The sequence below is a fragment of the Phenylobacterium sp. genome, from assembly GCF_036402295.1.
Lineage (GTDB): Bacteria > Pseudomonadota > Alphaproteobacteria > Caulobacterales > Caulobacteraceae > Phenylobacterium.
In genome coordinates this window covers 1-22,465 of sequence record NZ_DASWTE010000106.1, presented here as the reverse complement: position 1 = coordinate 22,465, position 22,465 = coordinate 1, and the positions used below count along the sequence as shown (strand labels likewise).

The window sequence follows — 22,465 nt, the reverse complement described above, 5'->3', positions numbered from 1 at the left end:
CGGGGGGAGTTCCATGTTCACGCCCATTCTCGACATCCTGATCCTCGCCGGCGTCGGCCTCGCCGGTCTCCTGATCCTCGGCCTTATCCTGGCCCGCCTCTACAAGCGCGCGTCCAAGGAGGTCTCGTTCGTCCGAACCGGCTTCGGCGGCGAGAAGGTGGTGATGAACGGCGGCGCGCTGGTGCTGCCGGTCTTCCACGAAACGATTCCCGTGAACATGAACACCCTGCGGCTCGCCGTGGAGCGGAACAACGAGCAGGCGCTGATCACCAAGGACCGTATGCGCGTAGACGTGATCGCCGAGTTCTACGTGCGGGTGCAACCGAGCGCCGACGCCATCTCGGCCGCCGCCCAGACGCTGGGCCTGCGCACCATGCACCCGGAGCAGCTGAAGGAGCTGATCGAGGGCAAGTTCGTTGACGCCCTGCGCTCGGTGGCCGCCGAACTGACAATGACCGAGCTGCACGAGCAGCGAACGCACTTCGTGCAGAAGGTGCAGCAAGTTTCGAGCGAGGACCTCTTGAAGAACGGCCTGGAGCTGGAGAGCGTCTCGCTGACCGGCCTCGACCAGACCGCCATGGAGCACTTCAACCCGTCCAACGCGTTCGACGCCGAGGGCCTGACCCGCCTGACCCAGGAGATCGAGCTGCGCAAGAAGCTGCGCAACGACATCGAGCAGGACACCCTCGTCCAGATCAAGAACAAGAACCTGGAGACCGAACGCCAGACGCTGACCATCGGCCGCGACGAGGAGTACGCCCGCCTCGAGCAGCAGCGCGAGGTGGAGATCCGCCGCGCGACGCAGGCTGCCGAGGTGGCGCGCGAGCAGGCGGCCAGCAACCAGGCCGCCGAAGCCGCCAAGATCGGAGCCGAGCGCCAGATCCAGCAGGCCAAGATCGAGGCCGACCGCGCCGTGGCGCAGGAACGCATCGCCATGGAGCAGCAGCTCGAGGAGCGCGAGGTCGAGAAGGCCAAGGCGGTCGAGCTCTCCGAGCAGGACCGCGCCATCGCCGTCGCCGAGAAGTCGCGCGCCCAGTCCGAGGCCCAGGCCCAGGCCGACAAGGCCCGGGCGCTCGCCGTGCAGGCCGAGGAACGGGTCGTCACCGCCCGCGAGACCGAGGCCGCCGAGCGCCAGAAGGCCATCGAGCTGATCGAGGCCGCCCGTGAGGCCGAGCGGGAGGCGATCGGCATCCGCGTCGCCGCCGAGGCCGAGAAGGCCGCCGCCGTCGACCGCGCCGTGGCGCTCCGCGAACAGGCCAAGGGCGAGGCCGACAAGGTCAAGATCGCCGCGACCGCCGGGGCCGAAGCGGTGCGCCTGTCCGCCGAGGCCGACCGCGTGCGCTACGACGTGGATGCGACCGGCCAGAAGGCGGTCAACGAGGCCGCCAACGTGCTGTCGGCCGAGCAGGTCGCGCTACGGATCCGGCTGAGCCTGATCGAGAACCTCGACCGGATCATCGCCGAGAGCGTGAAGCCGATGGAGTCCATCGACTCCATCAAGATCGTCCAGGTCGATGGCCTGAACCCGGGCAATGGAACCTCGTCCGACGGCGTGGCCGGCGGCAACCTCGCCGACAATGTCGTCGCCAGCGCCCTGCGCTACCGCGCGCAAGCGCCCCTGGTCGACCAGCTGCTCGCGGAGATCGGGTTGAACGGCAAGGACACCAACGGCCTCACCGCGGCGCTGAGGGCGAACGGCGGACCGCCGGCGGCGGAGTCCGACCCCGCATCCGGCGAGTGAGCTCACCCCAGATTCCGGAGGCGGCGCTGTCGGTCTAAGCTCATCTCGAACGTCCTTGGGCTGGGAGGTTCCAGATGACGCACGCCATCCAACTGCTCGTGGGCGCCCGCAAGGGGGCCTGGATCTACACCAGCGACGAAAGCCGCACGCAGTGGTCCGTCACCGGCCCGTTGTTCCTGGGGCAGATCGTCAACCACTTCGTCCGCGATCCGCGGGACGGGAAGACGCTCCTGATGGCGGCGTCCACCGGCCACCTCGGGCCCACCGTCCTGCGCTCGACCGACGGCGGCGAGACCTGGACCGAGGCCAGGCAGCCGCCCGCGTTCCCGAAGGGCGAGCCGCACGGCCGTTCGGTGGACCACTCGTTCTGGCTGGAGCCGGGCCACGCCTCCGAGCCTGGCGTCTGGTGGGCCGGCTCGTCGCCGCCCGGCCTGTTCCGCAGCGCCGACGGCGGCGACACCTGGGAGAGCGTGGACGGCCTCAACCAGCATCCGCAGGTGATGGACTGGTTCCCGCCCGAGGGCGGCACGCCGGACGGGGCCATCCTGAACCAGATCCTGATCGACCCGCGCGACGCCCGGCACATGTACCTGGCCACCTGCTCGGCCGGGGTGCTGGAGACGGCCGACCAGGGCCAGACCTGGCGGCCGCTGAACCAGAACGTCCGCTGCGACTTCCTGCCGGACCCCTATCCCGAGTTCGGCCAGGACAGCCACTACGTGGCGCTCGCTCCCACCGATCCCGACCGGCTCTGGCAGCAGAACCACTGCGGCATCTATCGCCTGGACCGGCCCGGCGAGCGCTGGGAGCGGATCGGCGACAACATGCCCCGCGACGTGGGCGATATCGGCTTCACCATCGTGCCGCATCCCCGCGACCGTGACACCGCGTGGGTCTGGCCGATGGATGGCACCGAGGTCTGGCCGCGCACCAGTCCGGGAGGCCGGCCCGCCGCCTACCGCACGCGCGACGGCGGCGCCTCGTGGGAGCGGCAGGACAAGGGCTTCCCCGCCGAGCAGGGCTGGTTCACGGTCAAGCGCCAGGCGTTCTGCCGCGACGGGAACGACCCGCTGGGCCTCTACATCGGCACGACCGGCGGCGAGATCTGGATGAGCGGTGATGAGGGCGGAAGCTGGCGCCAGATCGCCGCCCACCTTCCCGAGATCTACTCGGTCGCCGCCGTCCCGGCCGCGCCATGATCCGGGTCGCCATCCCCTCGCAGCTCATCGCCTACACCGATGGCGCGACGCAGGTGGAGGCGGCGGGCGACACCGTGGGCCGGGTGCTGGACGATCTCGACCGCCGCTTCCCGGGCCTTAAGTTCCGGGTGATCGACGAACAGGACCGCATCCGCCGGCACATGCGCATCTTCGTCGGCCAGGACGAGGCGAAGACTATAGCCGTACCGGTCCGTGACGGCGGAGAGCTGCTGATCTTCGGCGCGCTGTCGGGCGGCTAAATCGGCATCACGCCAGGCTTCGGCGTCGCCGTCGCCACCGTCTCGGCCGTGATGGGCGCGCCCGCCGCGCGCAGCGCATCGCGGTGACCGGCGATCGGCGTCGTCATGCAGACGTCCTCGTAGGGCTGCAGCATCCGCAGCGCCGGGTGGTTCAGCACGCGGCCCACGAACGTCGCCGTCTTCGGCCAGCGGCCCGCGTCGACGCTGAAGCGCGCGAATCCGGCATTGCGGAAGAAGGCGCCCAGCGAGATGTCGGCCAGGCCCAGCAACTCGCCGAACAGGTACCCCTGCGCCGGGACCTGCCGCTCCAGGTAGTCGAGCACGCCCGGAACGTCGGTCTCGAGCGCGGCGGCGATCACCGCCTTGTCGCCCTTCTCGCCCCAGACGGCGGGCTTGATCACCGCGTTCTGAAACAGCCGCCAGATGAAGACGTCGCCCATGCGGGTGTCGGCGTATTCCTCGAGCCAGCGGGCGCGCGCCCGGTCGGCCGGCGCCTGCGGCAGCAGCGGATGGCCGGGATAGGCCTCGTCGAGGTAGGCGCAGATCACCGAGGAGTCGCAGAGCTCGACAGCGCCGTCGATCAGCACCGGGATGCGCCGCAAGGGGCTCACCCGCTCGAACTCAGCGTCGCCGTAGAAGGGCGTGATCGGATCGATCTCGTAGTCGAGGCCCTTCAGGTGCAGGCAGGCCAGAACCTTGCGGACATAGGGGCTGACGTAGCCGCCGATCACCTTCATGCGCGCCTCCCGGGTTCTGCCGGGAAGGTGGGCCGAGCGAGAGACGCCCGCAAGGCCGCGGCGGCGGCAGCGCCCCCTCCACCACCTCGTGGTCCCTCTCCCCCGCAAGCGGGTGAGGGGGAGGGGGACCGCTAAGCAGTGGAGGGACGCTGCGCCAACTCAGAACTTCAGCGCGCGCGCTTCCTTCACGTGCGGCAGGGCCTGGATCTTGGCCAGCAGCTTGGCGTCGGGCTCCTGGTCCACGCCCACCAGCGCGATGGCGTCGTCGCCGGCGTCGATGCGGCCCAGGTTGAAGGTTGCAATGTTCACGCCCGCCTCGCCCAGCAGGCCGCCCAGGGCGCCGATGAAGCCCGGCTTGTCCAGGTTGTTGACGTAGAGCATCCGGGCCTGGAACGGCGCGTCCAGCTCCATGCCCTTCACCTCGACGACGCGCGGCGCGCCGGCCAGCACCGACCCGGCGAACGAGCGCTTGCCCTTCTCGGTGGTGACGGTGATGCGCACGAGGCTCTCGTAAATCGGCGAGCTTTCCTGGCGGCTCTCCGAGACGGTGATGCCGCGTTCCTTCGCGACCGCCGGCGCCGAAACCATGTTGATCTCGGCCAGCATCGGCCTCATCACGCCGGCCAGCGCCGCGGCGCTGAGCGGCTTGGTGTTGAGCTTGGACACCTCGCCCTCGAAGGCGATGTCCACGCCCTTGATGCCGTAGTCCAGCATCTGGCCGGCCAAGGCGCCCAGCTTCTCGGCGAGCGCCACGAAGGGCTTCAGGCGCGGCGCCTCCTCGGCCGTGACCGAGGGGCTGTTCAGGGCGTTGGTGACGGCGCCGGTGAGCAAGTAGTCGCTCATCTGCTCGGCCACCTGCAGGGCCACGTTCTCCTGGGCCTCATTGGTCGAGGCGCCCAGGTGCGGCGTGGCGATGAAGTTCTCGGCGCCGAACAGCGGGTTGGCTTTCGCCGGCTCCTCGATGAAGACGTCGAACGCGGCGCCGCCCACGTGGCCCTCGTCCAGCAGCTTGCGCAGCGCGGCTTCGTCGACCAGGCCGCCGCGGGCGCAGTTGACGATCAGCACGCCCTTCTTGGTCTTCTTGAGGTTCTCTTCCGACAGAATGTTGCGGGTCTTGTCGGTGAGCGGCGTGTGCAGGGTGATGATGTCGGCCCGCGCCAGCAGCTCCTCCAGCTCGACCTTCTCGACGCCGATCTCGACCGCGCGCTCTTCCGAGAGGAAGGGGTCGTAGGCGACGACCCGCATCTTCAGGCCGTTGGCGCGGTCGGCGACGATGCCGCCGATGTTGCCGGCGCCGATCAGGCCCAGCGTCTTGGCGTAGAGCTCGACGCCCATGAACCGGTTCTTCTCCCACTTGCCGGCCTGGGTGGAGACGTCGGCGGCAGGGAGCTGACGGGCCAGCGCGAACATCATCGCGATGGCGTGCTCGGCAGTGGTGATCGAGTTGCCGAAGGGGGTGTTCATCACCACGACCCCGGCGGCGGTGGCCGCGGGGATGTCGACATTGTCGACGCCAATGCCGGCGCGGCCGACGACCTTGAGGTTCTTGGCGGCGGCGACGACGTCCTTGTCGACCTTGGTGGCCGAGCGGATGGCGATGCCGTCGTACTGATCGACGATCTTGAGCAGTTCGTCCTTCGAGAGGCCGGTCTTCACGTCGGCGTCGACGCCGCGCTGCTTGAAGATGTCGATGGCGGCGGGGCTGAGTTTGTCGGCGATGAGCACGCGGGGCATGGGGAGTCTCCTCGGGGAGAGCCCTCCCGGCGCGGCCGGGAGGGAAAATTGGGATCAGTTGGGTGGCGGGCCGCTTAGGCGGCTTGCAGGTCGGCGACGACGGAGGCGAAGGCCCAGTCGAGCCAAGGCGTGAGCGCGTCCACGTCGGACGTCTCCACCGTGGCGCCGCACCAGATCCGCAGGCCCGGAGGGGCGTCGCGGTAGCCGCCGATATCGAGGGCCACGCCCTCCTTCTCCAGCGCCGAGGCCAGCTTCTTGGCGAAATCGGCCTGGGCGTCTTCAGAGAGGGCGGCGACCTGGGCGTCGACCACCTTCAGGCACACCGAGGTGTTCGAGCGCGCCGCCGGATCCTCGGCGAGGAACTCGACCCACGGGGTCTTGGCCACCCAGTCGGCGAGGATCGCGAGGTTGGCGTCGGCGCGGCGCTGCATCTCGGTGAGGCCGCCGATGGCGTCGGCCCACTTCAGCGCATCGATCGCGTCCTCCACGCAGAGCATGGATGGCGTGTTGATCGTGGCGCCCTCGAAAATTTCAAGGTTGAGTTTGCCGCCCTTGGTCATGCGGAACAGCTTCGGCATCGGCCAGGCGGGCGTGTGGCTCTCGAGGCGGGCGACCGCGCGCGGACCCAGGATCAGGACGCCATGGGCGCCCTCACCGCCGAGGGCCTTCTGCCAGGAGAAGGTCACGACATCGAGCTTGGTCCAGTCCAGCGCCTGGGCGAACGCGGCGCTGGTGGCGTCGCAGATCGTGATCCCCTCGCGGTCGGCGGCGATGAAGGCGGCGTCAGGCACGCGGACGCCCGAGGTGGTGCCGTTCCAGGTGAAGACCAGGTCGGCGTCCTTGCGCACCTTCGTGAGGTCGGGCAGCTGGCCGTAAGGTGCGGAGAGCACCTCGGCGTCGATCTTCAGCTGCTTGGTGACGTCGGTCACCCAGTCCTTACCGAAGCTCTCGAAGGCCAGCAGCTGCACGGGCCGCGGGCCCAGAAGCGACCACAGGGCCATCTCAACGGCGCCGGTGTCGGAGCCGGCGACGATGCCGATGAGGAAGTCATCCGGGACCTGCAGCACGGAACGCGTGCGGTCGATGGCTTCCTTCAGGCGCGCCTTGCCGATCTTCGACCGGTGCGAACGGCCGAGGACGGCGTTGCTGAGATTTTCGGGATTCCATCCGGGGCGCTTGGCGCAGGGGCCGGAAGAGAACTCGGGACGAGCCGGACGCATGGCCGGCTTCGGCGGGGTATTCATAGCGATGTCTCCTATCCTCGCAGATAGGCAGCGCCCCGTTGGGAGGGCGTGGCCCGCCGGCCAAAGGCCCCGGTTTTTGCTGCGGCGCAAGAGAAACTTTCCTAACGACGTGTGAAGCCCTGCTGTCAGCAGGTCGTTCCGCGAGGCGCGGGGTGGCGGCGCCTGCGACGATGTGATCCAAGCGCAACCATGCAATCGAAGGCGTTCGACTGGCTGGTGCTGGCCATCCTGGTGGCCATCTGGGGCTCGGGCTTCGCGGCGCTGAAGATCGCAACCACCTACATCGACCCGCTCTGGAACACCGCCATCCGCATCGCCATCGCCTCGGCGACGCTGGCGGTCGTGCTGGTGCTGCAGCGCCAGCGGCTGCCCGAATTCAGCCATCCGGCCTGGCGCGCCTACGCGCTCATCGGCTTCTTCGGCATGGCCTTCCCCTTCATGCTGTTCGCCTTCTCGTCGCAGAAGTTGCCGTCGGCGATCGTGGCTATCTGCAACGGCGCCTCGCCCATCTTCACCGGCCTGCTGGCGCACCTCTTCATCGGCGGCGGCGACCGGCTGACCGCACGCAAGGCGGCAGGTGTGGGGCTGGGGTTCGGAGGCCTGGTCACCCTGGTGGCGCCGCGGCTGGCCGAGGGCTTCACCATCGAGACGCTGGCGCTGGCGGCGGCGCTGTTCGGGGCCTTCATGTACGGCATCGCCAACGTCGTCACCCGCAAGGCCCCGGCGGTGTCGTCCACGGCGGGGGCGCTGATGATGTGCCTGTGGGCGCTGGGGTTCGCGCTGGCGGCCGCCGTGACGCTGGAGCCGCCGCCGGCCGCCATGCCGCCGCTGCCCGCGCTGCTGGCGGTGAGCGCGCTGGGCGTGTTCTCCACGGGCTTGGCGACCGTGGGCTACGTGTTCCTGATCCAGCGGCGCGGGCCGCTCTTCATGTCGATGTCGATCTATCTGGCGCCATGTCTGGCCACAGGGCTGGGCATGGCGGCCCTGGGCGAGCGGCCGGGCTGGCCGGCGTTCGTGGCGCTGGGGCTGATCCTGGCGGGCGTGGCGCTGGCGACGATGACGCCGCGGGGCCGAACTTAGGTCCGCGCGGCGGCGGCGCGGCGCTGCTTCATGCGTCGCAGGATCGCGGTCACGGTCCCCAGGGCGACGCAGAGGATGACGCCCATGAAGTTCACGTTGTTCATGGTCGCGTGGAAGAGATCGTTCGGGCGCTGGGTGACGAAGTAGAACGAGTGCAGCGCGAACTGGGCGGCATAGAGCAGCATCGCCATGCCCATCCAGGGACTGCCGTAGCGCAGGGTCAGGGCCAGCAGCCCCAGCGCCACCGCGGCGTCGCCGACCATCTGGCCGAACAGGAAGGCGCCCTTGGGCAGCAGGATCGCGCCGAACAGGCTGAAGGCGATGCTGGCCAGGACGAGGGCTGCGCCGACGCGTTCAGCCGTCCCGCCCTTCCAAAGAGAAACGAGGCAGGCGAGGAGCCCGACGGCGATCAGCAATTGGACTATCGGCGAAGTCGGCATGATTAAGCGCCCCTAATCAGGATTAGAGGCGCCCAACCAGTTAATCTATTGCAATGATCCGTCAGGTGCCTGACGGCGAGGTCGGTCAGCCGACCTCCCGCATGATGGTGTGCTCGGCGGCAGCGGCCACGGCCGGCTTGTCTTCGAAGCCCATCTTGGTGCGGATGCCGAGGCGAAGCTTGGCCTCGTTGAGTTCGCTGTGGACGCCGACCATGGCGGTGCGAGCTTCGCTCAGCGCCTTGATGGCTTCCATCATCTTCACTTGCACGTCGTCCGCGAAGACCAGCGACGTGTTCACGTCCTTCCGGGCCTTGAGCATTTCGCTCATCAGCTCGGAGGCTTCGACCAGCGCGCTGTCGACGGCCGATTCGGTCTCGAACAGCTTCTTGGCCACGCGCTTGGCCACGAAAACCTTATCCATGTGGATACACCCCTTGAGATACCCGACACCCGTTAAGGTAAAGCAAAGGTTACCGTGCACGCAACTGACTCAGGAGTTGTTAACCATGTTTCTTCCTGCGGCAGGTTGTAGCGTGGCGCCAAAGCCACAGAATCCCGAGACCACGCTGGGTTGCGATGCTCCGATGGAAGCGAAGCGTTAGCAACTTGCGCGCTATTCCTAGTCTCCATGGGTTTGCTGGGGGACCATAGCGAGGAGGGGGGGCCGAAGGCGTCTGCGCCGTCGGCCACGTTCCATGCGCGCGTCGCGGGCGTCGGCCTGATCACGACCTTCGTGGTCCTCGTCGCAGCCTGCCTTACCTTCATGCTGCAGCAGTGGGCCGTGGCCCGCACCCAGGCGCATCGCTTCCACGAGGAGCTGGCCGCCATCGCCGCCCAGGTGGCCGCGCCTTCGATGGGCTCCGAGCATCGCACGCACCTCGCCCGCGACCTCGCCGCCGTGAAGGTCAGCAAGGACGTCCGCTCGGCCCGTCTGCTCGACTCAGCCGGGCAGGAGTTGGCCGGCTTCGCCGCGCCCCGTCCGGCGGACGCGGAGGCCGCGGGCCCGACGGAGACGATCACCCGGACCATCACCCACGAGGGCCGCAAGGTCGGCCAGGTCGTCATGGTGGTCGAGCAGCCGTCGCTCATGCCGATGCTGCCGCAGTTCATCGCGCTCACCTTCGTCCTGCTGTTCGGCGGCGTGGGTGTGGCGCTGTTTCTGGCGCGCAGCATGGCGCACCGGGTGATCAAGCCGGTGCAAACCCTGTCGCAGGCCATGCATGAGGTCGCCGCCGGCGGCAGCTTCACGCCCGTGGCGGTCGACGCCTCCGACGAGCTGTTCCAGAGCCTGACGGAGAGCTTCAACCACCTGCTCGCCAAGCTGGCCGAGCGGGAGGAAGACCTGAAGGCCGCCATGCGCGAGCTGGAGGTGGCGCGCGACGCCGCCGACGCGGCCAATGTCCTGAAGACCCAGTTCCTGGCCAACATGAGCCACGAGATCCGCACGCCGCTGAACGGCGTGCTGGCGATGGCCGAGGTGATGGCGCTGGGCCAGCTGGATCAGGTGCAGCGCGACCGCCTGGACGTGATCCGGCGCTCGGGCGGCCTCCTGCTGGCGGTGCTGAACGACGTGCTCGACCTCTCCAAGATCGAGGCCGGCAAGCTCGCCCTGTTCGAGGACGACTTCGACGTCGAGGTGGCCGTCGAGCAGGCGCGCGAGAACTTCGAGATCATGGCCAAGGCCAAGGGCCTGGGCTTCGAGGTCGAGGTCGCCGAGGACGCCAAGGGCTGGTGGCGCGGCGACGCGGACCGCCTGCGCCAGATCGTCGGCAACCTGCTGTCGAACGCGGTCAAGTTCACCCCGCAGGGCTCGGTCAGCGCCCGCGTGGACATCTCCGCCCACGGCGGCCTCAGGATCGTGGTCCGCGACACCGGCGTCGGCATCTCGCCCGAGAAGCTGCCGACGCTGTTCGAGAAGTTCACCCAGGCCGACAACTCGGCCACCCGCCGCTTCGGCGGCACCGGCCTGGGCCTCGCCATCTGCCGCGAGTTGACCCAGATGATGGGCGGCTCGATCGACGTCGAGAGCCTGGAAGGCGCCGGCTCGACGTTCATCGTCGAACTGCCCCTGGAACGCGGCCGCCCGGCGTCGGTCCAGAGCTCCGAGGGCGCGCAGGCGTCCGAGGACGGCGACCTGCGCCTACTGGCCGCTGAGGACAACCCGACCAACCAGCAGGTGCTGGCGGCCGTTCTGGGCTCGCTGGGCATCGAGGTGCACATCGTGCCAGACGGCAAGGAAGCCGTCGAAGCCTGGCGCACGGGCAGCTACGACCTGATCCTGATGGACATCCAGATGCCCGTGATGGACGGCATCACCGCCGCCTCGACCATCCGCGAGCAGGAGCGCCTGTCGGGCCGTCGGCGCACTCCGATCGTGGCCCTGACCGCCAACGCCCTGACCCACCAGGTCGAGGAGTATCTCGCGGTCGGCATGGACGCGCACGTGGCCAAGCCGATCGAGATCGCCAAGCTGTACGACGCTATTTCGGCGGTGCTGAACGCCGCCGCCACCGACGGCGTCGCGCCGGCCGCCCAGGCGACTTCGGCGGCCTGATCGCCTGACATTCCGCTCAGCTACATGAACCTCGCCGAACAGCGGGGCTCAGAACCGTTTCACCCTGAAAGTGTTCTTGTTCCCTCCATGGAAGGCCGAACCACCGGCCGACACGGTTCTGGAGGACCAGAATATGAAGACCCCGAACGCGAAGAAGATCTTCGCCGCCCTGGCCGCCGTCGCCACCGTGACGGCCGTCGCCGCCCCCGCCGCCGCGCAGCCCTACGGCTATGACCGCCACGATCAGCGCTACGATCGCCGCTACGAGGACAGCCGCTACCACAATGGCTGGACCAGCTACCGCGTGCAGACCGCCGAGCGTCGGATCGACTCCGGCCTGCGGAGCGGCCAGCTGACCCGCCGCGAGGCCGCCCGCCTGCGGGACGAGCTGCACGACTTCGCCCGTCTCGAAGCCCGCGCCCGCCGTGGCGGCATGTCGGGCTGGGAACGCGCCCAGGTCGAGCGCCGCTGGGACCAGCTCATCGCGGCCATCCGCTATGAGACCCGCGACCGCGAATACGGCTATGGCTACGGCTATCGCCGCTAATCGGCGCCGCTAACACCGGCCGGGCTGCCGGCTGAGACCGAACGCCCCCGGAGCCTGCTCCGGGGGCGTTTCCTATTGCGGCGTGACCCGCAGGCGGCTTTCGATGATCGTCACCGCGTCGCCCCCGATCAGCACGCGATCGCCCCGGTGATCGCAGAAGAGGTCGCCGCCGCGGCCCGGGAAGGCCTGATGGAACCGCACCGCCGCCCGACCCAGCTTCTCGGCGTAAAGCGGGGCCAGGATGCAGTGCAGCGACCCCGTGGCGGGGTCCTCCGGGATTCCCGATCCCGGCGCGAAGAAGCGGTCGACGACATCGTGGTCCGCGTCGGGCTCCGCGAGGGCCGCGACACCCACGTTGCCCCGCCCGCCGGTGGCGGCGCTGGAGATTGCGTTCAGGGCCGCGTGGTCGGGCGTCAGGCCGCGCACCGTCGCCGGGTCGTCGAACAGCGCCACCAGGTAGGCCGAGGCCCACACCTCGGATGGCGTCGCGCCCAGGGCCTCGGCGAGCCCCGGCGGGATCTCGGTACGCACCGGGGGCTGCGCCGGGAAGTCCATGCTGTAGCCGTCGCCGGCGCGGCGCACCACGAGCGGTCCCGACCGGGTGTCGAAGGTGACGGTCTCGGCTACGAGCCCCAGCTCCGTGAACAGCGCATGCGCGCTGGCCAGCGTCGCGTGCCCGCACAGCGGCACTTCCAGCAGCGGCGTGCACCAGCGCAGCCCGAACCGCGCCGGGTCGTCCGTGCGCAGCAGGAACGCTGTCTCGGCCTGGTTGTTTTCCGCCGCCAGCGCCTGCATCCAGCCGTCCGACGGCCAACGCTCGAAGGGCTCGACCACGCAGGCCGGGTTGCCACGGAAGGGCTGGGCGGCGAAGGCGTCGACGGTCCACTGGCGCATGGTCAAGTCCCTTGTCAGCGAAGTGGTCCTTGCGGCGGCCGGGCCGGCCCGGCAAGGGCCAGTTCCTGCGTAACGGACCGAGGGGGAGCAAACCGTGGCCCATGAAACGACAGATGGCGGCTTCCTGCTGAGCGACGATCCGGCCCGTTTCGACCTGCCCCGCGCCCACCGCTGGATCGCGACCCAAAGCTACTGGGCCGAGGGCATCCCGTTCGAGACCTTCACGAAGGCCTGCGCCAACAGTCTCACAGTCGGAGCCTACGCCGCCGACGGGACCATGGCCGCCATGGCGCGCGTGGTGACCGACCGGGCGACCTTCGGCTGGATCTGCGACGTCTTCGTCGCCGAGGCGCAGCGGAGCGAGGGCCTGGGAAAGCGGCTGATGGCCTACCTCAAGGCCCATCCCGACCTGCAGGGCTTCCGACGGCTGCATCTCGCCACGCGCGACGCCCACGGCCTCTACCGGCAGTTCGGCTTCACCGAGCTCACCAAGGTCGAGAACTGGATGGAGATCCGCGATCCCGAGGTCTACCGGCGCTAGAGCCCGGTCACCTCGATCTCGGGCCATCGGGCCTTGGCCGCGGCCGCGATCTTCTCGTAGTTCGGGCTGCGCCGCGTGGGGTTGGGCCGCAGCCGCATGGCGAAGAGGTCGTCCAGGCCGAACGGCGCGTGGATGGTCATCGCATCGTCGCGGTCCAGCCGGACGCCCACGGCGAATAGCGGGCTCACGAACCGGCTGAGCGCCTCGGCGCTGGAGGCCAGAGGCTCGTAGGGCTCGTTGAAGTGGTCTTGGAACCAGACGTGCACACGCGCCTGATTTCGAACCTCGACCATCTCGCGCAGCGGCGGCTCGAAGGCGGCGGCCACGCCTTTGATCACCACGTCCTCGGCGTCGTACGAGATGTCCGAGTCGTCGAAGTAGCCGACGTCGTAGTCTTTGATCCCGTAGTCCAGCGGCCGGTCCGTAAGGTCGTTCAGCACACGCTGGTAGATCGCGCCTGAGAACACCATCCAGTCGGGCGGGTTCAGCCACGCCAGGGTCCGCAGCACGTGCATCAACGGCTCCGAGCGCCGCAGCACCGCCTCGAGGCGGGCTTCCGGCGTGCTCATGCGCGGCCTCGCAGCGGCCAGCCGTGGTCAAGCGGGCCGTGGCCTCGGCCCAGGCCCGGCGCCCGGACGATCGCCTCCTGCACATAGGCCCAGGCCCGCGCCACCGCGTCGGTCAGCGGCAGCCCCTGCGCTAGGCCCACGGCGCAGGCCGAGGCCAGCGTGCAGCCGGTGCCGTGGGTGTGGCGGGTGTCGATCCGCTCGCTCTCGAAGATGGTCTCGCCCGCCGGCGTCATCAGCAGGTCGGTCACCCGATCGCCGGGCACGTGGCCGCCCTTCATCAGCACCGCCCTTGCGCCGGCCGCCAGCAGCGCCTCGCCGGCGCGGCGCAGGTCGTCGGTCGTGGCGACCGCGATCCCGGTGAGCGCCTCGGCTTCGGGCGCGTTCGGTGTGAGCAGCGCGGCGCGCGGGACCAGCCGTTCGCGCACGGCCGCCACCGCCGCCCGCGCCAGCAGGGACGCGCCTCCTTTGGCGACCATCACGGGATCAATGACCGCCGGGACGTTCGCCTCGTCGAGCAGCCCGGCCACCAACTCGACGGTGGCCGCATCGCCCAGCATCCCCGTCTTGATCGCGTCGGCGCCGATGTCGGACAGCACAGCCCGCGCCTGCGCGGCCACCACGTCCAGCGGGATCGGGTGCACGCCGGTGACGCCAAGGGTGTTCTGCACCGTGACCGCGGTGATGGCCGTCGCCGCATAGCCGCCCAGGGCGGTCACCGTCTTGATGTCGGCCTGGATCCCCGCCCCGCCTCCGCTGTCGGAACCGGCGATGATCAGGACTCGGCCGAGGACAGGCATGGCGGTGCAGTAGCGCCTCCGGCGGGCGAATGCATCGGGATTTACGAAGGATCGGATCGCCGTCAACGTCTGTCGCCAGGGTGCGCCGCGGGCGCGACAAGCGCGAGCCTGGTCGCCGCCCTGAAGACGGAGAGGCCCGATGCACGACTGTGAGAGCTGCGGCATGCCCATCGAGGACGGCCGCTACTGCCAATACTGCGTGGACGAGACCGGCAAGCTACAGGACTTCGAGACCCGCTTCGCGCGGATGGTCGACTGGCGGCTTCGAGAGAGGGGTGGCGACCGCGCCGACGCCGAGCGCGACACCCTGGCTCGCATGGCGACGCTCCCGGCCTGGCGCGACCATCCGCAGGTGAAGGCGGCAAACTAGCCTCTAATATTCTAGTTGAGTTATATTTCTAATGGCGTATATATCGGCCATGAGCCCCTTCGAAGCCCTGGCCGAGCCGAACCGTCGGCGCATCCTGGACGTTCTCCGCAGCGGAGAGCGGCCGGCCGGCGACCTCGTCCAGGCGCTGGCGATCAGCCAGCCGGGCGTGTCGAAGCACCTGAAGCTGCTTCGTGAGGCCGGCCTGGTCAGTATGCGGGCCGAGGGCCAGCGCAGGCTCTACCGCCTCGAGCCCGGCGGGCTCGCCGACCTGGACGCCTGGCTCATGCCCTACCGCCGCTTCTGGGCCGACCGGCTCAACCGACTGGACGAGCATCTGGAGCGCGAACAATGACGCCGGGCCACGCCCTCCCCGAACCGACAGGAGCCTGATCATGTCCGTCATCGAACAGGAGCTGGGAACCCTCAGTCGCCAGGGCGACACGATCACTGTCGTCTTCCACCGCCGCTACGCCCGTCCCGTCGAAAAGGTCTGGGCCGCCCTGACCGTGCCTGAGCGCATCACGGACTGGTTCGCCACGACCACCATCGACCGGGTTGGCGTCGGCGGGACCATGGACCTCGACTTCAAGGACGAGAACTACCGCAGCACTGGCCGCATCGTGATCTTCGAGCCGATGAAGACCTTCGCCTGGGAGTGGACGGAGCTCGACGGCTCGAAAACGTCGCTCGTGCGCTGGGACCTGGAGCCGGACGGCGCCGGATGCAAGGTCACCCTCACCCACTCCGGCCTGTCGCCCGACGAGGCCAAGGACGTCGGCCCCGGCTGGCACGCCCACCTGCAGGCCATCGAGGACGCCGCCGACGGTATCGAGACGCCCTGGAGCAAGGTCCGCGAGCGCGAAAAGGCGATCCGCCACCTCTATGCCGATTGGGTCTCGCTCGCCTGAGCGATCGCGGCCTGCACGTTGAGCGCCTGCACCGTCTCGGCCACGTCGTGCACGCGGACCGCCGCCACGCCGGCTGACGCGCCGACGAGCGCCGCGGCGATCGAGCCGCCCAGCCGCTGGTCGGGCGCGGCCCCGCCCGACAGCGCGCCGATGAAGCTCTTGCGGCTTGCGCCCAGCAGCACCGGGAAGCCCAACGCCACGATGCGGGGGAGACCGGCCATCAGCGGCAGGTTATGGCGCAGCATGTGCTTGCCGAAGCCGATGCCGGGATCCAGCCAGATTCGCTCGCGCGCCACGCCGGCCGCCATCGCCGCCTCGGCACGCGCGGCCAGGAATTCCGCCACCTCGGTCACCACGTCGTCGTAGTGCGGTTCGGCCTGCATGGTCCGGGGCTCGCCCTGCATGTGCATCAGCACGACCTCGCAGCCGAGCTCGGCGGCGACGTGCAGGCTGTTCGGCGCGTGGCGCAGCGCCGTGACGTCGTTCCAGATCGCCGCCCCCGCCGCGACCGCTGCGCGGGCGACCTGCGGCTTCATCGTGTCGACCGAGACGGGGACAGCACTCTCGGCCCGGATCGCGCGGACCAGGGGCACGATGCGCTCGATCTCCAGCTCGACCGGGACTGGCTCGGCGCCCGGCCGCGTGGACTCCGCGCCCACGTCCAGCATGTCGGCGCCCTCCGCGATCAGCCGGCGCGCATGGGCCAGCGCCGCCGCCGGGTCGAGGAACCGGCCGCCGTCCGAGAAACTGTCGGGCGTCGCGTTCACGATCCCCATGACGCGGGGACGAGGCGGCGGGGCGAGCGGACGAGCCATGCCCGCTGATACCGCAGAACGCCGCCGGACGCCCTTGTCACGCAATCGTCGGCGAGGCGGCGCTGATCGGTCACGGAAGTGACGGCGACCGGTCGGGAAGCCGTCATCGCTCCGAGCAACGCCGCCGTTAACACCGTCGCCTTCGGCCGTTGGGGCCGGGAGCGAGGGGCGCAAAGATGAGCGACGGTGGGCTGACGGCCGGCTATTCGGACGGCGAACTGGACACGAACGTTTCCGACAACCCGACGATCGGGGACGTGGTCGCGGCGCGCTTTTCCCGCCGGAGCCTGCTGGGCGGCATGTCGGCCACGGCTGCGGCCATCTTCGGCCTGCCGCTGGCGGCCTGCGGCAGCGACGGCGACGCGCCGCCGACCGTCAACGCCGGCCAGTCGATCAGCGTGAGCGCCGGCAAGAACGTCACCCTGAACGGGTCGGCCACCGCCAAGGATGGCGCGGCCAACCTGGCGTGGACGCAGACCTCGGGTCCCGCCGTCACCCTGAGCAACGCCAGCACGGCCGTCGCGACCTTCATCGCGCCGGCGGTCACCGCCGCCACGCCGCTGGCCTTCAAGCTCACCGCCACGGGCGCGGGCGGGGCCGCATCGGCCGACACGACCGTCACCGTCGAGCCCTCGAAACTCGACTTCCAGGCGGTGGCGAAGAACCAGAACGACGTCGTGACCGTGCCCGCGGGCTACAGCGTCACCGTGCTCTACCGCCTTGGCGACCCCATCAACACCGCCACGCCGGCCTATGCGAACAACGGAGCCGACACCGGCTTCGCCGGCCGCGCCGGCGACCACCACGACGGCATGGCCTACTTCGGCCTCGCCGCGACCGGCAATGCACGCGACGACAACAGCAGCGCCCGCGGCCTCCTGGTGATGAACCACGAGAACATCACCCAGCGCTACCTTCACCCCAACGGCGCCACCAGCACGGGCGGGGTCCGTCCCGAGGCCGAGGCGATCAAGGAGATCGAAGCGCATGGCGTGAGCATGATCGAGGTCGCGCGTGGCGGGAGCGGCTGGGCCTACGCCCCCGGCTCCGCGCTCAACCGCCGGATCACGCCGAATACGCCGATGACCCTCGCGGGTCCGGCGGCCGGCTCGGCCCTGCTCCGCACCGCCTTCTCGCCCAACGCCACCCAGGGGCGCGGCACGATCAACAACTGCGCCGCCGGCCCCAGCTACTGGGGCACCTACCTGACCTGCGAGGAGAACTGGGCGGGCTACTTCCGCCGCAGCGCCACCGACAACGCGGCCCGAACGGCCAAGGAGGTCACGGCGTTGAGCCGCTACGGCATCGCCCAGGGCGCCGGTGGCAACTATGGCTGGGCCTCGGTAACGCCCGCCGCGGGCGGGACCCTCTTCGCCAAGTGGAACGCCTCGGCCACCGCAGCCGACGCCACGGGCGACTTCCGCAACGAGCCCAACCAGTACGGCTGGGTCGTCGAGATCGACCCCTACGACCCGGCCTCGACCCCGCGCAAGCGCACCGCGCTCGGCCGCATGGGCCACGAGAACGCCCAGCCCTCGATCTTCCGCGCCGGCGTGCGCCCGGCCTTCTACATGGGCGACGATGCCCGCAACGAGTACTTCTACAAGTTCGTCTCGAACACGCCCTGGGCCGAGGCCGACCGCAACGCCGCCGACCGCCTGGCGGTGGGCGACAAGTACCTGAACGCCGGCACGCTCTACGTGGCGCGCTTCGACGCGAATGGGACAGGTACGTGGCTGCCGCTGGTGTTCGGCCAGGGCCCGCTGACGGGCGCCAACGCCGTCTATCCGTTCGCCGACCAGGCGGACGTGCTGGTCAACACCCGCCTCGCGGCCGACGCTGTGGGCGCCACCAAGATGGACCGGCCCGAGTGGGTGGCGGTCAACTGGAAGAACGGCGAGGTCTATCTGACCCTCACCAACACCAACAGCACCTCTCGGCCGCTCGCGGGGACCGACGCGGCCAACCCCCGCTTCTACAACGACCCGAAGGGCGCCACGGCCCAGCGCGGCAACCCGAACGGCCACATCATCCGGCTGCGGGAAACCGGCGACACGCCCGAGGCTGCCAGCTTCACCTGGGACATCTACGCCTTCGGCGCCGGCGCGGACCTAGACGCGACCAACATCAACATCTCGGGCCTGGACGCCAGCAACGACTTCTCCAGCCCCGACGGCCTGTGGTTCTCGCGGCCCACCAACCCGGGCGGCCAAGTGAACCCGCTGCTGTGGATCCAGACCGACGACGGCGCCTACACCGACGTCACCAACTGCATGATGCTGGCGGCCATGCCGGGGGTCGTCGGCGACGGCGGGACCCGCACGATCAGCAACACCGACGGGACGACCAGCCGCAGCCAGCAGACGATCGTGGGCCGCGCGCCCGGGACCAACCTGCGCCGCTTCCTGGTGGGCCCGAAGGAGTGCGAGATCACCGGCATCGACACGACGCCCGACGGCCAGACGATGTTCGTCAACATCCAGCATCCGGGCGAAGACACCTCGACCGGCTTCCCCAACACCTTCCCGAGCAACTGGCCGGCCAGCCAGACCAGCGCCACGGCCGTCTCCCGGCCGCGGTCCTCGACGATCGTGATCACCAAGGACGCCGGCGGGGTCATCGGCCTCTAGAGGCCCGACGGGGGGCCGGGGCGCAGGCGTTCCGGCCCTCTCAAACGCGGGGTTGTGGAACCCGCGCGGCCTCGGCCAAGTCATAGTTCCGACCGTAGCTATTGCGAACGCCGGGAGGGATCATGGCCGACATCGCGGGGACCAGCGCGCGCGACACCCTGAACGGCACGGCGGGCGCCGACACGATCTCCGGCCGCGACGGCTCGGACAGCGTCTTCGCGGGCGGCGGCGACGACACGATCTACGGCCACTCGACCGGTGACCTGACGGCCGGCTCCGAGCTGATCGACGCGGTGCGCGTGGCCTCGGGGCTCTCCAACCCCCTGTTTGCGGCCTCGCCGCCCGGCGATCCGGACCGGCTGTTCATCGTGGAGCAGCATACCGGGCGCATCCGTATCCTCGACCTCAACACCGGCCAGTTGAACGGCGACCACTTCCTGGATCTTCCGGATTCGAGCCTGGCGGGCGGCGGCGAACAGGGCCTGCTGGGCCTCGCCTTCCACCCGAACTATGCCTCGAACGGCCTCTTCTACGTCAACCTGACCAACGCCGCGGGCGACACCGAGGTGCGCGAGTATCGCCGCGCCGACGCCAATCACGCCGACGCATTCTCGGCGCGGCCGATCCTGGAGTTCGACCAGCCCTTCGCCAACCACAACGGCGGCTGGCTGGGCTTCGGGCCGGACGGCTTCCTCTATATCGCCTCGGGCGACGGCGGGTCGGGCGGCGACCCGCAGAACAACGCCCAGAACCTGAACAACCTCTTGGGCAAGATCCTGCGGATCGACGTGAACGGCGACGCCTTCCCTGGCGACGCGGCGCGAAACTACGCCATCCCCGCCGGCAACCCGTTCGCCGGCGCCACGCCGGGCGCCGACGAGATCTGGCTCTACGGCCTGCGCAATCCCTGGCGCGCCAGCTTCGACGCCGCCAACGGCAACCTCTGGATCGGCGACGTCGGCCAGGGCGCGCGCGAGGAGATCGACGTGATCGCGGCCGGCCAAGGCGGCCTGAACCTGGGCTGGAAGTTCAAGGAGGGTTTCTCGACCTTCTCGGGCAATCCGCCGGCCGGCCTGACCGACCCGATCCTGGACTACGACCGGACCACGCCGCTCTACAGCGGGGTCTCGGTGACCGGCGGCCACGTCTACCATGGCCCGGGCGGCATGGACGGGCTCTACATCTTCGGCGACTTCGGCAGCGCCAACCTCTGGAGCGTGTCGTACGCCGCCGGCGGCCAGGCGCAGGACTTCCTGAACCGCAACGCCCAGCTGGTGGTCTCCGGCGGCGGCGATATCGACCAGATCGCCTCGTTCGCCGTCGACGGGACCGGGCGGCTCTACCTGATCGGCCTCGACGGCGACATCCACCGGCTGAGCCCGCGGGCCACGGCCGGCGACGGCCTGGACTACCTGCGCGGCGAGGACGGGAACGATAGCATCCTGGGCGGCTCCGGCTTCGACGATGTGCACGGCAACATGGGGAACGACACCGTCTCGGGCGGCCAGGGCCACGACTGGGTGGTGGGCGGCAAGGACAACGACCTGCTCACCGGCGACGACGGCGACGACATCGTCTACGGCAACCTGGGCTCCGACACCTGCGACGGCGGGGCGGGCGCCGATCTGGTGCGCGGCGGCCAGGCCGACGACGTGCTGTCGGGCGGCGCCGGCGCCGATTTCCTCTCGGGCGACCTGGGTGACGACACCGTCACCGGCGGCGCGGGCGCCGACATCTTCAACAGCTTCGGCGCGGCCGGCCTCGACCGGATCACCGACTTCAACCGCGGCGAGGGCGACCGCGTCCGCCTGGACGCCGGCAACGCCTACACCGTCAGCCAGCAAGGCGCCGACACCGTCGTCGAGATCACCGGCGGCGCCCGCGTGGTCCTGGTCGGCGTGCAGATGTCGACCCTGACGGGCGACTGGATCTTCGTGGGGTAGACGCCGAAGGCGATTCAAACCGCGGAAGGACGTGGAAAGGCGAGCCGTCCCTTCCGCGTTTTCCGCGGTTCAAATAGAAGGAGGCGGCCGCTTGCGCGACCGCCCCCGTGTTCGCTCTGGCTTGCGCCTTTACGCCGGTTCGGCGCTAGGCTTGGGCGAGATCGGCACCGCCACCGCGGGGCCGGCCGGGCGCTTGGACTCGCTCTCATCGCGACTGGGCGGCACGCCCTTCAGCGCGTTGATGATCTCGTCGCCGGTCAGGGTCTCGTACTCGAGCAGCGCCTTGGCCAGCGTATGCAGGTCGTCGAGCTTCTCGGTCAGGATGCGGCGGGCTTCCTTTTCGCCGCCTTCAACGAGGATGCGGACCTCCTCGTCGATGATCTTGGCGGTCTCTTCCGAGACGTTCTGATTGCGGGCAACCGAGTGGCCCAGGAACACCTCTTCCTGGTTCTCGCCGTACTCGACCGCGCCGAGGCGATCCGAGAAGCCCCACTTCGTCACCATGGCGCGGGCCAGCTTGGTGGCCTGGCTGATGTCGGACGAGGCGCCCGAGGTGATGTGCTCCTTGCCGAAGATGAGCTCTTCGGCCACCCGGCCGCCGAACAGGATGGCCAGGCGCGAGGTCATCTGCTGGTAGCTCATCGAGTACTTGTCGCGTTCCGGCAGCTGCATGACCATGCCCAGCGCGCGGCCGCGCGGAATGATCGTGGCCTTGTGCACCGGGTCGGTGTTCGGGACGTTCAGCGTCACCAGGGCGTGGCCGCCCTCGTGGTAGGCGGTGAGCTTCTTCTCGTCCTCGGTCATGACCATGGACCGGCGCTCGGCGCCCATCATGACCTTGTCCTTGGCGTCCTCGAAGTCGCGCATGGTGACCATGCGGCGGTTCTTGCGGGCGGCCATCAGGGCGGCTTCGTTGACCAGGTTGGCCAGGTCGGCGCCCGAGAAGCCCGGGGTCCCACGCGCGATGATCTTGACGTCGACATCCGCGGCCAGAGGCACGTTCTTCATGTGGACGCGCAGGATGCGCTCGCGGCCGTTGATGTCGGGGTTCGGCACCACGACCTGGCGGTCGAAGCGGCCGGGACGCAGCAGCGCCGGGTCCAGCACGTCGGGGCGGTTGGTGGCGGCGATCAGGATGATGCCCTCGTTCGCCTCGAAGCCGTCCATCTCGACCAGCAGCTGGTTCAGGGTCTGCTCGCGCTCGTCGTTGCCGCCGCCCAGGCCCGCGCCACGATGGCGGCCCACGGCGTCGATTTCGTCGATGAAAATGATGCAGGGCGCGTTCTTCTTCGCCTGTTCGAACATGTCGCGCACTCGGCTCGCGCCGACGCCCACGAACATCTCGACGAAGTCAGAGCCCGAGATCGTGAAGAACGGGACGCCCGCCTCGCCCGCGACCGCGCGCGCGATCAGGGTCTTGCCGGTGCCGGGCGGGCCGATGAGCAGCGCGCCCTTCGGGATC

At 69.6% G+C, this 22,465-nt stretch carries 22 protein-coding genes; 12 read left to right on the top strand and 10 right to left on the bottom strand.

Going from position 1 to position 22,465, the window contains the following annotated elements:
• Positions 1-13 precede the first annotated feature (13 nt).
• The 3 genes from VGD44_RS06740 to VGD44_RS06730 all read left to right on the top strand — a co-directional run bounded on the left by VGD44_RS06740 (position 14) and on the right by VGD44_RS06730 (position 3,200).
• Positions 14-1,741, top strand: a complete 1,728-nt coding sequence (locus VGD44_RS06740) for a flotillin family protein (RefSeq protein WP_331085179.1) — start codon at positions 14-16, stop codon at positions 1,739-1,741.
• Between the two features lie 74 nt (positions 1,742-1,815).
• Positions 1,816-2,940, top strand: coding sequence for a glycosyl hydrolase (locus VGD44_RS06735; protein ID WP_331085177.1), 1,125 nt, complete (start codon positions 1,816-1,818; stop codon positions 2,938-2,940).
• Positions 2,937-3,200 (top strand): MoaD/ThiS family protein, encoded by a 264-nt coding sequence (locus VGD44_RS06730; RefSeq protein ID WP_331085175.1) that lies wholly within the window; start codon positions 2,937-2,939, stop codon positions 3,198-3,200. The genes VGD44_RS06735 and VGD44_RS06730 overlap by 4 nt, the downstream gene beginning before the upstream one ends.
• Here VGD44_RS06730 and VGD44_RS06725 read toward each other — a convergent pair.
• The 3 genes from VGD44_RS06725 to VGD44_RS06715 form a co-directional block, all read right to left on the bottom strand.
• Entirely contained in the window at positions 3,197-3,937 is a 741-nt protein-coding gene (locus tag VGD44_RS06725) for a glutathione S-transferase family protein (RefSeq protein ID WP_331085173.1), read from the bottom strand. The two genes, VGD44_RS06730 and VGD44_RS06725, sit on opposite strands and share 4 nt — an antisense overlap.
• Before the next feature lie 159 nt (positions 3,938-4,096).
• The gene (gene serA, locus VGD44_RS06720; RefSeq protein ID WP_331085171.1) at positions 4,097-5,671 is read right to left on the bottom strand and encodes a phosphoglycerate dehydrogenase; all 1,575 of its coding nucleotides are present in this window, start codon (positions 5,669-5,671) and stop codon (positions 4,097-4,099) included.
• Positions 5,672-5,745: 74 nt separating this feature from the next.
• Positions 5,746-6,915, bottom strand: coding sequence for a phosphoserine transaminase (locus tag VGD44_RS06715; RefSeq protein WP_331085169.1), 1,170 nt, complete (start codon positions 6,913-6,915; stop codon positions 5,746-5,748).
• Positions 6,916-7,104: 189 nt separating this feature from the next.
• On the opposite strand from VGD44_RS06715, the gene VGD44_RS06710 reads away from it, so the two are divergent.
• Positions 7,105-7,995 (top strand): DMT family transporter, encoded by an 891-nt coding sequence (locus VGD44_RS06710; protein WP_331085167.1) that lies wholly within the window; start codon positions 7,105-7,107, stop codon positions 7,993-7,995.
• On the opposite strand, the gene VGD44_RS06705 is transcribed toward VGD44_RS06710, so the two are convergent.
• Together VGD44_RS06705 and VGD44_RS06700 are read right to left on the bottom strand one after the other, a co-directional pair.
• Positions 7,992-8,435, bottom strand: a complete 444-nt coding sequence (locus tag VGD44_RS06705; RefSeq protein WP_331085165.1) for a hypothetical protein — start codon at positions 8,433-8,435, stop codon at positions 7,992-7,994. The two genes, VGD44_RS06710 and VGD44_RS06705, sit on opposite strands and share 4 nt — an antisense overlap.
• A gap of 85 nt (positions 8,436-8,520) precedes the next feature.
• A complete protein-coding gene (locus tag VGD44_RS06700) occupies positions 8,521-8,856 on the bottom strand; it encodes a hypothetical protein (protein WP_331085163.1) in 336 nt (111 codons plus the stop codon).
• A 207-nt stretch (positions 8,857-9,063) separates the two neighbouring features.
• On the opposite strand from VGD44_RS06700, the gene VGD44_RS06695 reads away from it, so the two are divergent.
• Positions 9,064-10,989, top strand: coding sequence for an ATP-binding protein (locus VGD44_RS06695; protein ID WP_331085161.1), 1,926 nt, complete (start codon positions 9,064-9,066; stop codon positions 10,987-10,989).
• 133 nt (positions 10,990-11,122) lie between these two features.
• On the top strand, positions 11,123-11,536 hold the full coding sequence (locus VGD44_RS06690) for a hypothetical protein (RefSeq protein ID WP_331085159.1): 414 nt from the start codon (positions 11,123-11,125) through the stop codon (positions 11,534-11,536).
• A 72-nt stretch (positions 11,537-11,608) separates the two neighbouring features.
• Here the strand turns inward: VGD44_RS06690 and VGD44_RS06685 are convergent, their stop codons facing one another.
• Positions 11,609-12,430, bottom strand: coding sequence for a PhzF family phenazine biosynthesis protein (locus VGD44_RS06685; protein ID WP_331085157.1), 822 nt, complete (start codon positions 12,428-12,430; stop codon positions 11,609-11,611).
• A gap of 94 nt (positions 12,431-12,524) precedes the next feature.
• On the opposite strand from VGD44_RS06685, the gene VGD44_RS06680 reads away from it, so the two are divergent.
• Complete coding sequence (locus VGD44_RS06680) at positions 12,525-12,971, top strand: GNAT family N-acetyltransferase (protein ID WP_331085155.1); 447 nt, start codon at positions 12,525-12,527, stop codon at positions 12,969-12,971.
• Here the strand turns inward: VGD44_RS06680 and VGD44_RS06675 are convergent.
• Positions 12,968-13,540, bottom strand: coding sequence for a nucleotidyltransferase family protein (locus tag VGD44_RS06675; RefSeq protein WP_331085153.1), 573 nt, complete (start codon positions 13,538-13,540; stop codon positions 12,968-12,970). The genes VGD44_RS06680 and VGD44_RS06675 overlap by 4 nt on opposite strands.
• Positions 13,537-14,337: a bifunctional hydroxymethylpyrimidine kinase/phosphomethylpyrimidine kinase gene (gene thiD / locus VGD44_RS06670; RefSeq protein ID WP_331085151.1), complete on the bottom strand. Its 801-nt coding sequence runs from the start codon at positions 14,335-14,337 to the stop codon at positions 13,537-13,539. The genes VGD44_RS06675 and thiD overlap by 4 nt, the downstream gene beginning before the upstream one ends.
• A 139-nt stretch (positions 14,338-14,476) precedes the next feature.
• Between thiD and VGD44_RS06665 the strand changes: the two genes are divergently transcribed.
• Genes VGD44_RS06665 through VGD44_RS06655 form a run of 3 tightly spaced genes read left to right on the top strand, consistent with a single transcriptional unit; the run spans position 14,477 to position 15,615 of the window.
• Positions 14,477-14,707 (top strand): hypothetical protein, encoded by a 231-nt coding sequence (locus VGD44_RS06665; protein WP_331085149.1) that lies wholly within the window; start codon positions 14,477-14,479, stop codon positions 14,705-14,707.
• A gap of 49 nt (positions 14,708-14,756) precedes the next feature.
• The gene (locus tag VGD44_RS06660; protein WP_331085147.1) at positions 14,757-15,059 is read left to right on the top strand and encodes a metalloregulator ArsR/SmtB family transcription factor; all 303 of its coding nucleotides are present in this window, start codon (positions 14,757-14,759) and stop codon (positions 15,057-15,059) included.
• A gap of 40 nt (positions 15,060-15,099) precedes the next feature.
• The gene (locus VGD44_RS06655) at positions 15,100-15,615 is read left to right on the top strand and encodes an SRPBCC family protein (RefSeq protein ID WP_331085145.1); all 516 of its coding nucleotides are present in this window, start codon (positions 15,100-15,102) and stop codon (positions 15,613-15,615) included.
• Here the strand turns inward: VGD44_RS06655 and folP are convergent.
• Positions 15,588-16,430: a dihydropteroate synthase gene (gene folP, locus VGD44_RS06650; protein ID WP_331085143.1), complete on the bottom strand. Its 843-nt coding sequence runs from the start codon at positions 16,428-16,430 to the stop codon at positions 15,588-15,590. The genes VGD44_RS06655 and folP overlap by 28 nt on opposite strands.
• Positions 16,431-16,606: 176 nt before the next feature.
• Between folP and VGD44_RS06645 the strand changes: the two genes are divergently transcribed.
• Both VGD44_RS06645 and VGD44_RS06640 read left to right on the top strand, forming a co-directional pair.
• Complete coding sequence (locus tag VGD44_RS06645) at positions 16,607-19,060, top strand: PhoX family protein (protein WP_331085141.1); 2,454 nt, start codon at positions 16,607-16,609, stop codon at positions 19,058-19,060.
• A gap of 122 nt (positions 19,061-19,182) precedes the next feature.
• Positions 19,183-21,003 carry a PQQ-dependent sugar dehydrogenase gene (locus VGD44_RS06640; RefSeq protein WP_331085139.1) on the top strand — a complete coding sequence of 607 codons (1,821 nt, stop codon included), beginning with the start codon at positions 19,183-19,185 and terminating at the stop codon, positions 21,001-21,003.
• 129 nt (positions 21,004-21,132) lie between these two features.
• On the opposite strand, the gene ftsH is transcribed toward VGD44_RS06640, so the two are convergent.
• Positions 21,133-22,465, bottom strand: a 1,333-nt coding sequence (gene ftsH / locus VGD44_RS06635; protein ID WP_331085137.1) for an ATP-dependent zinc metalloprotease FtsH, incomplete at its 5' end; no start/stop codon positions are given.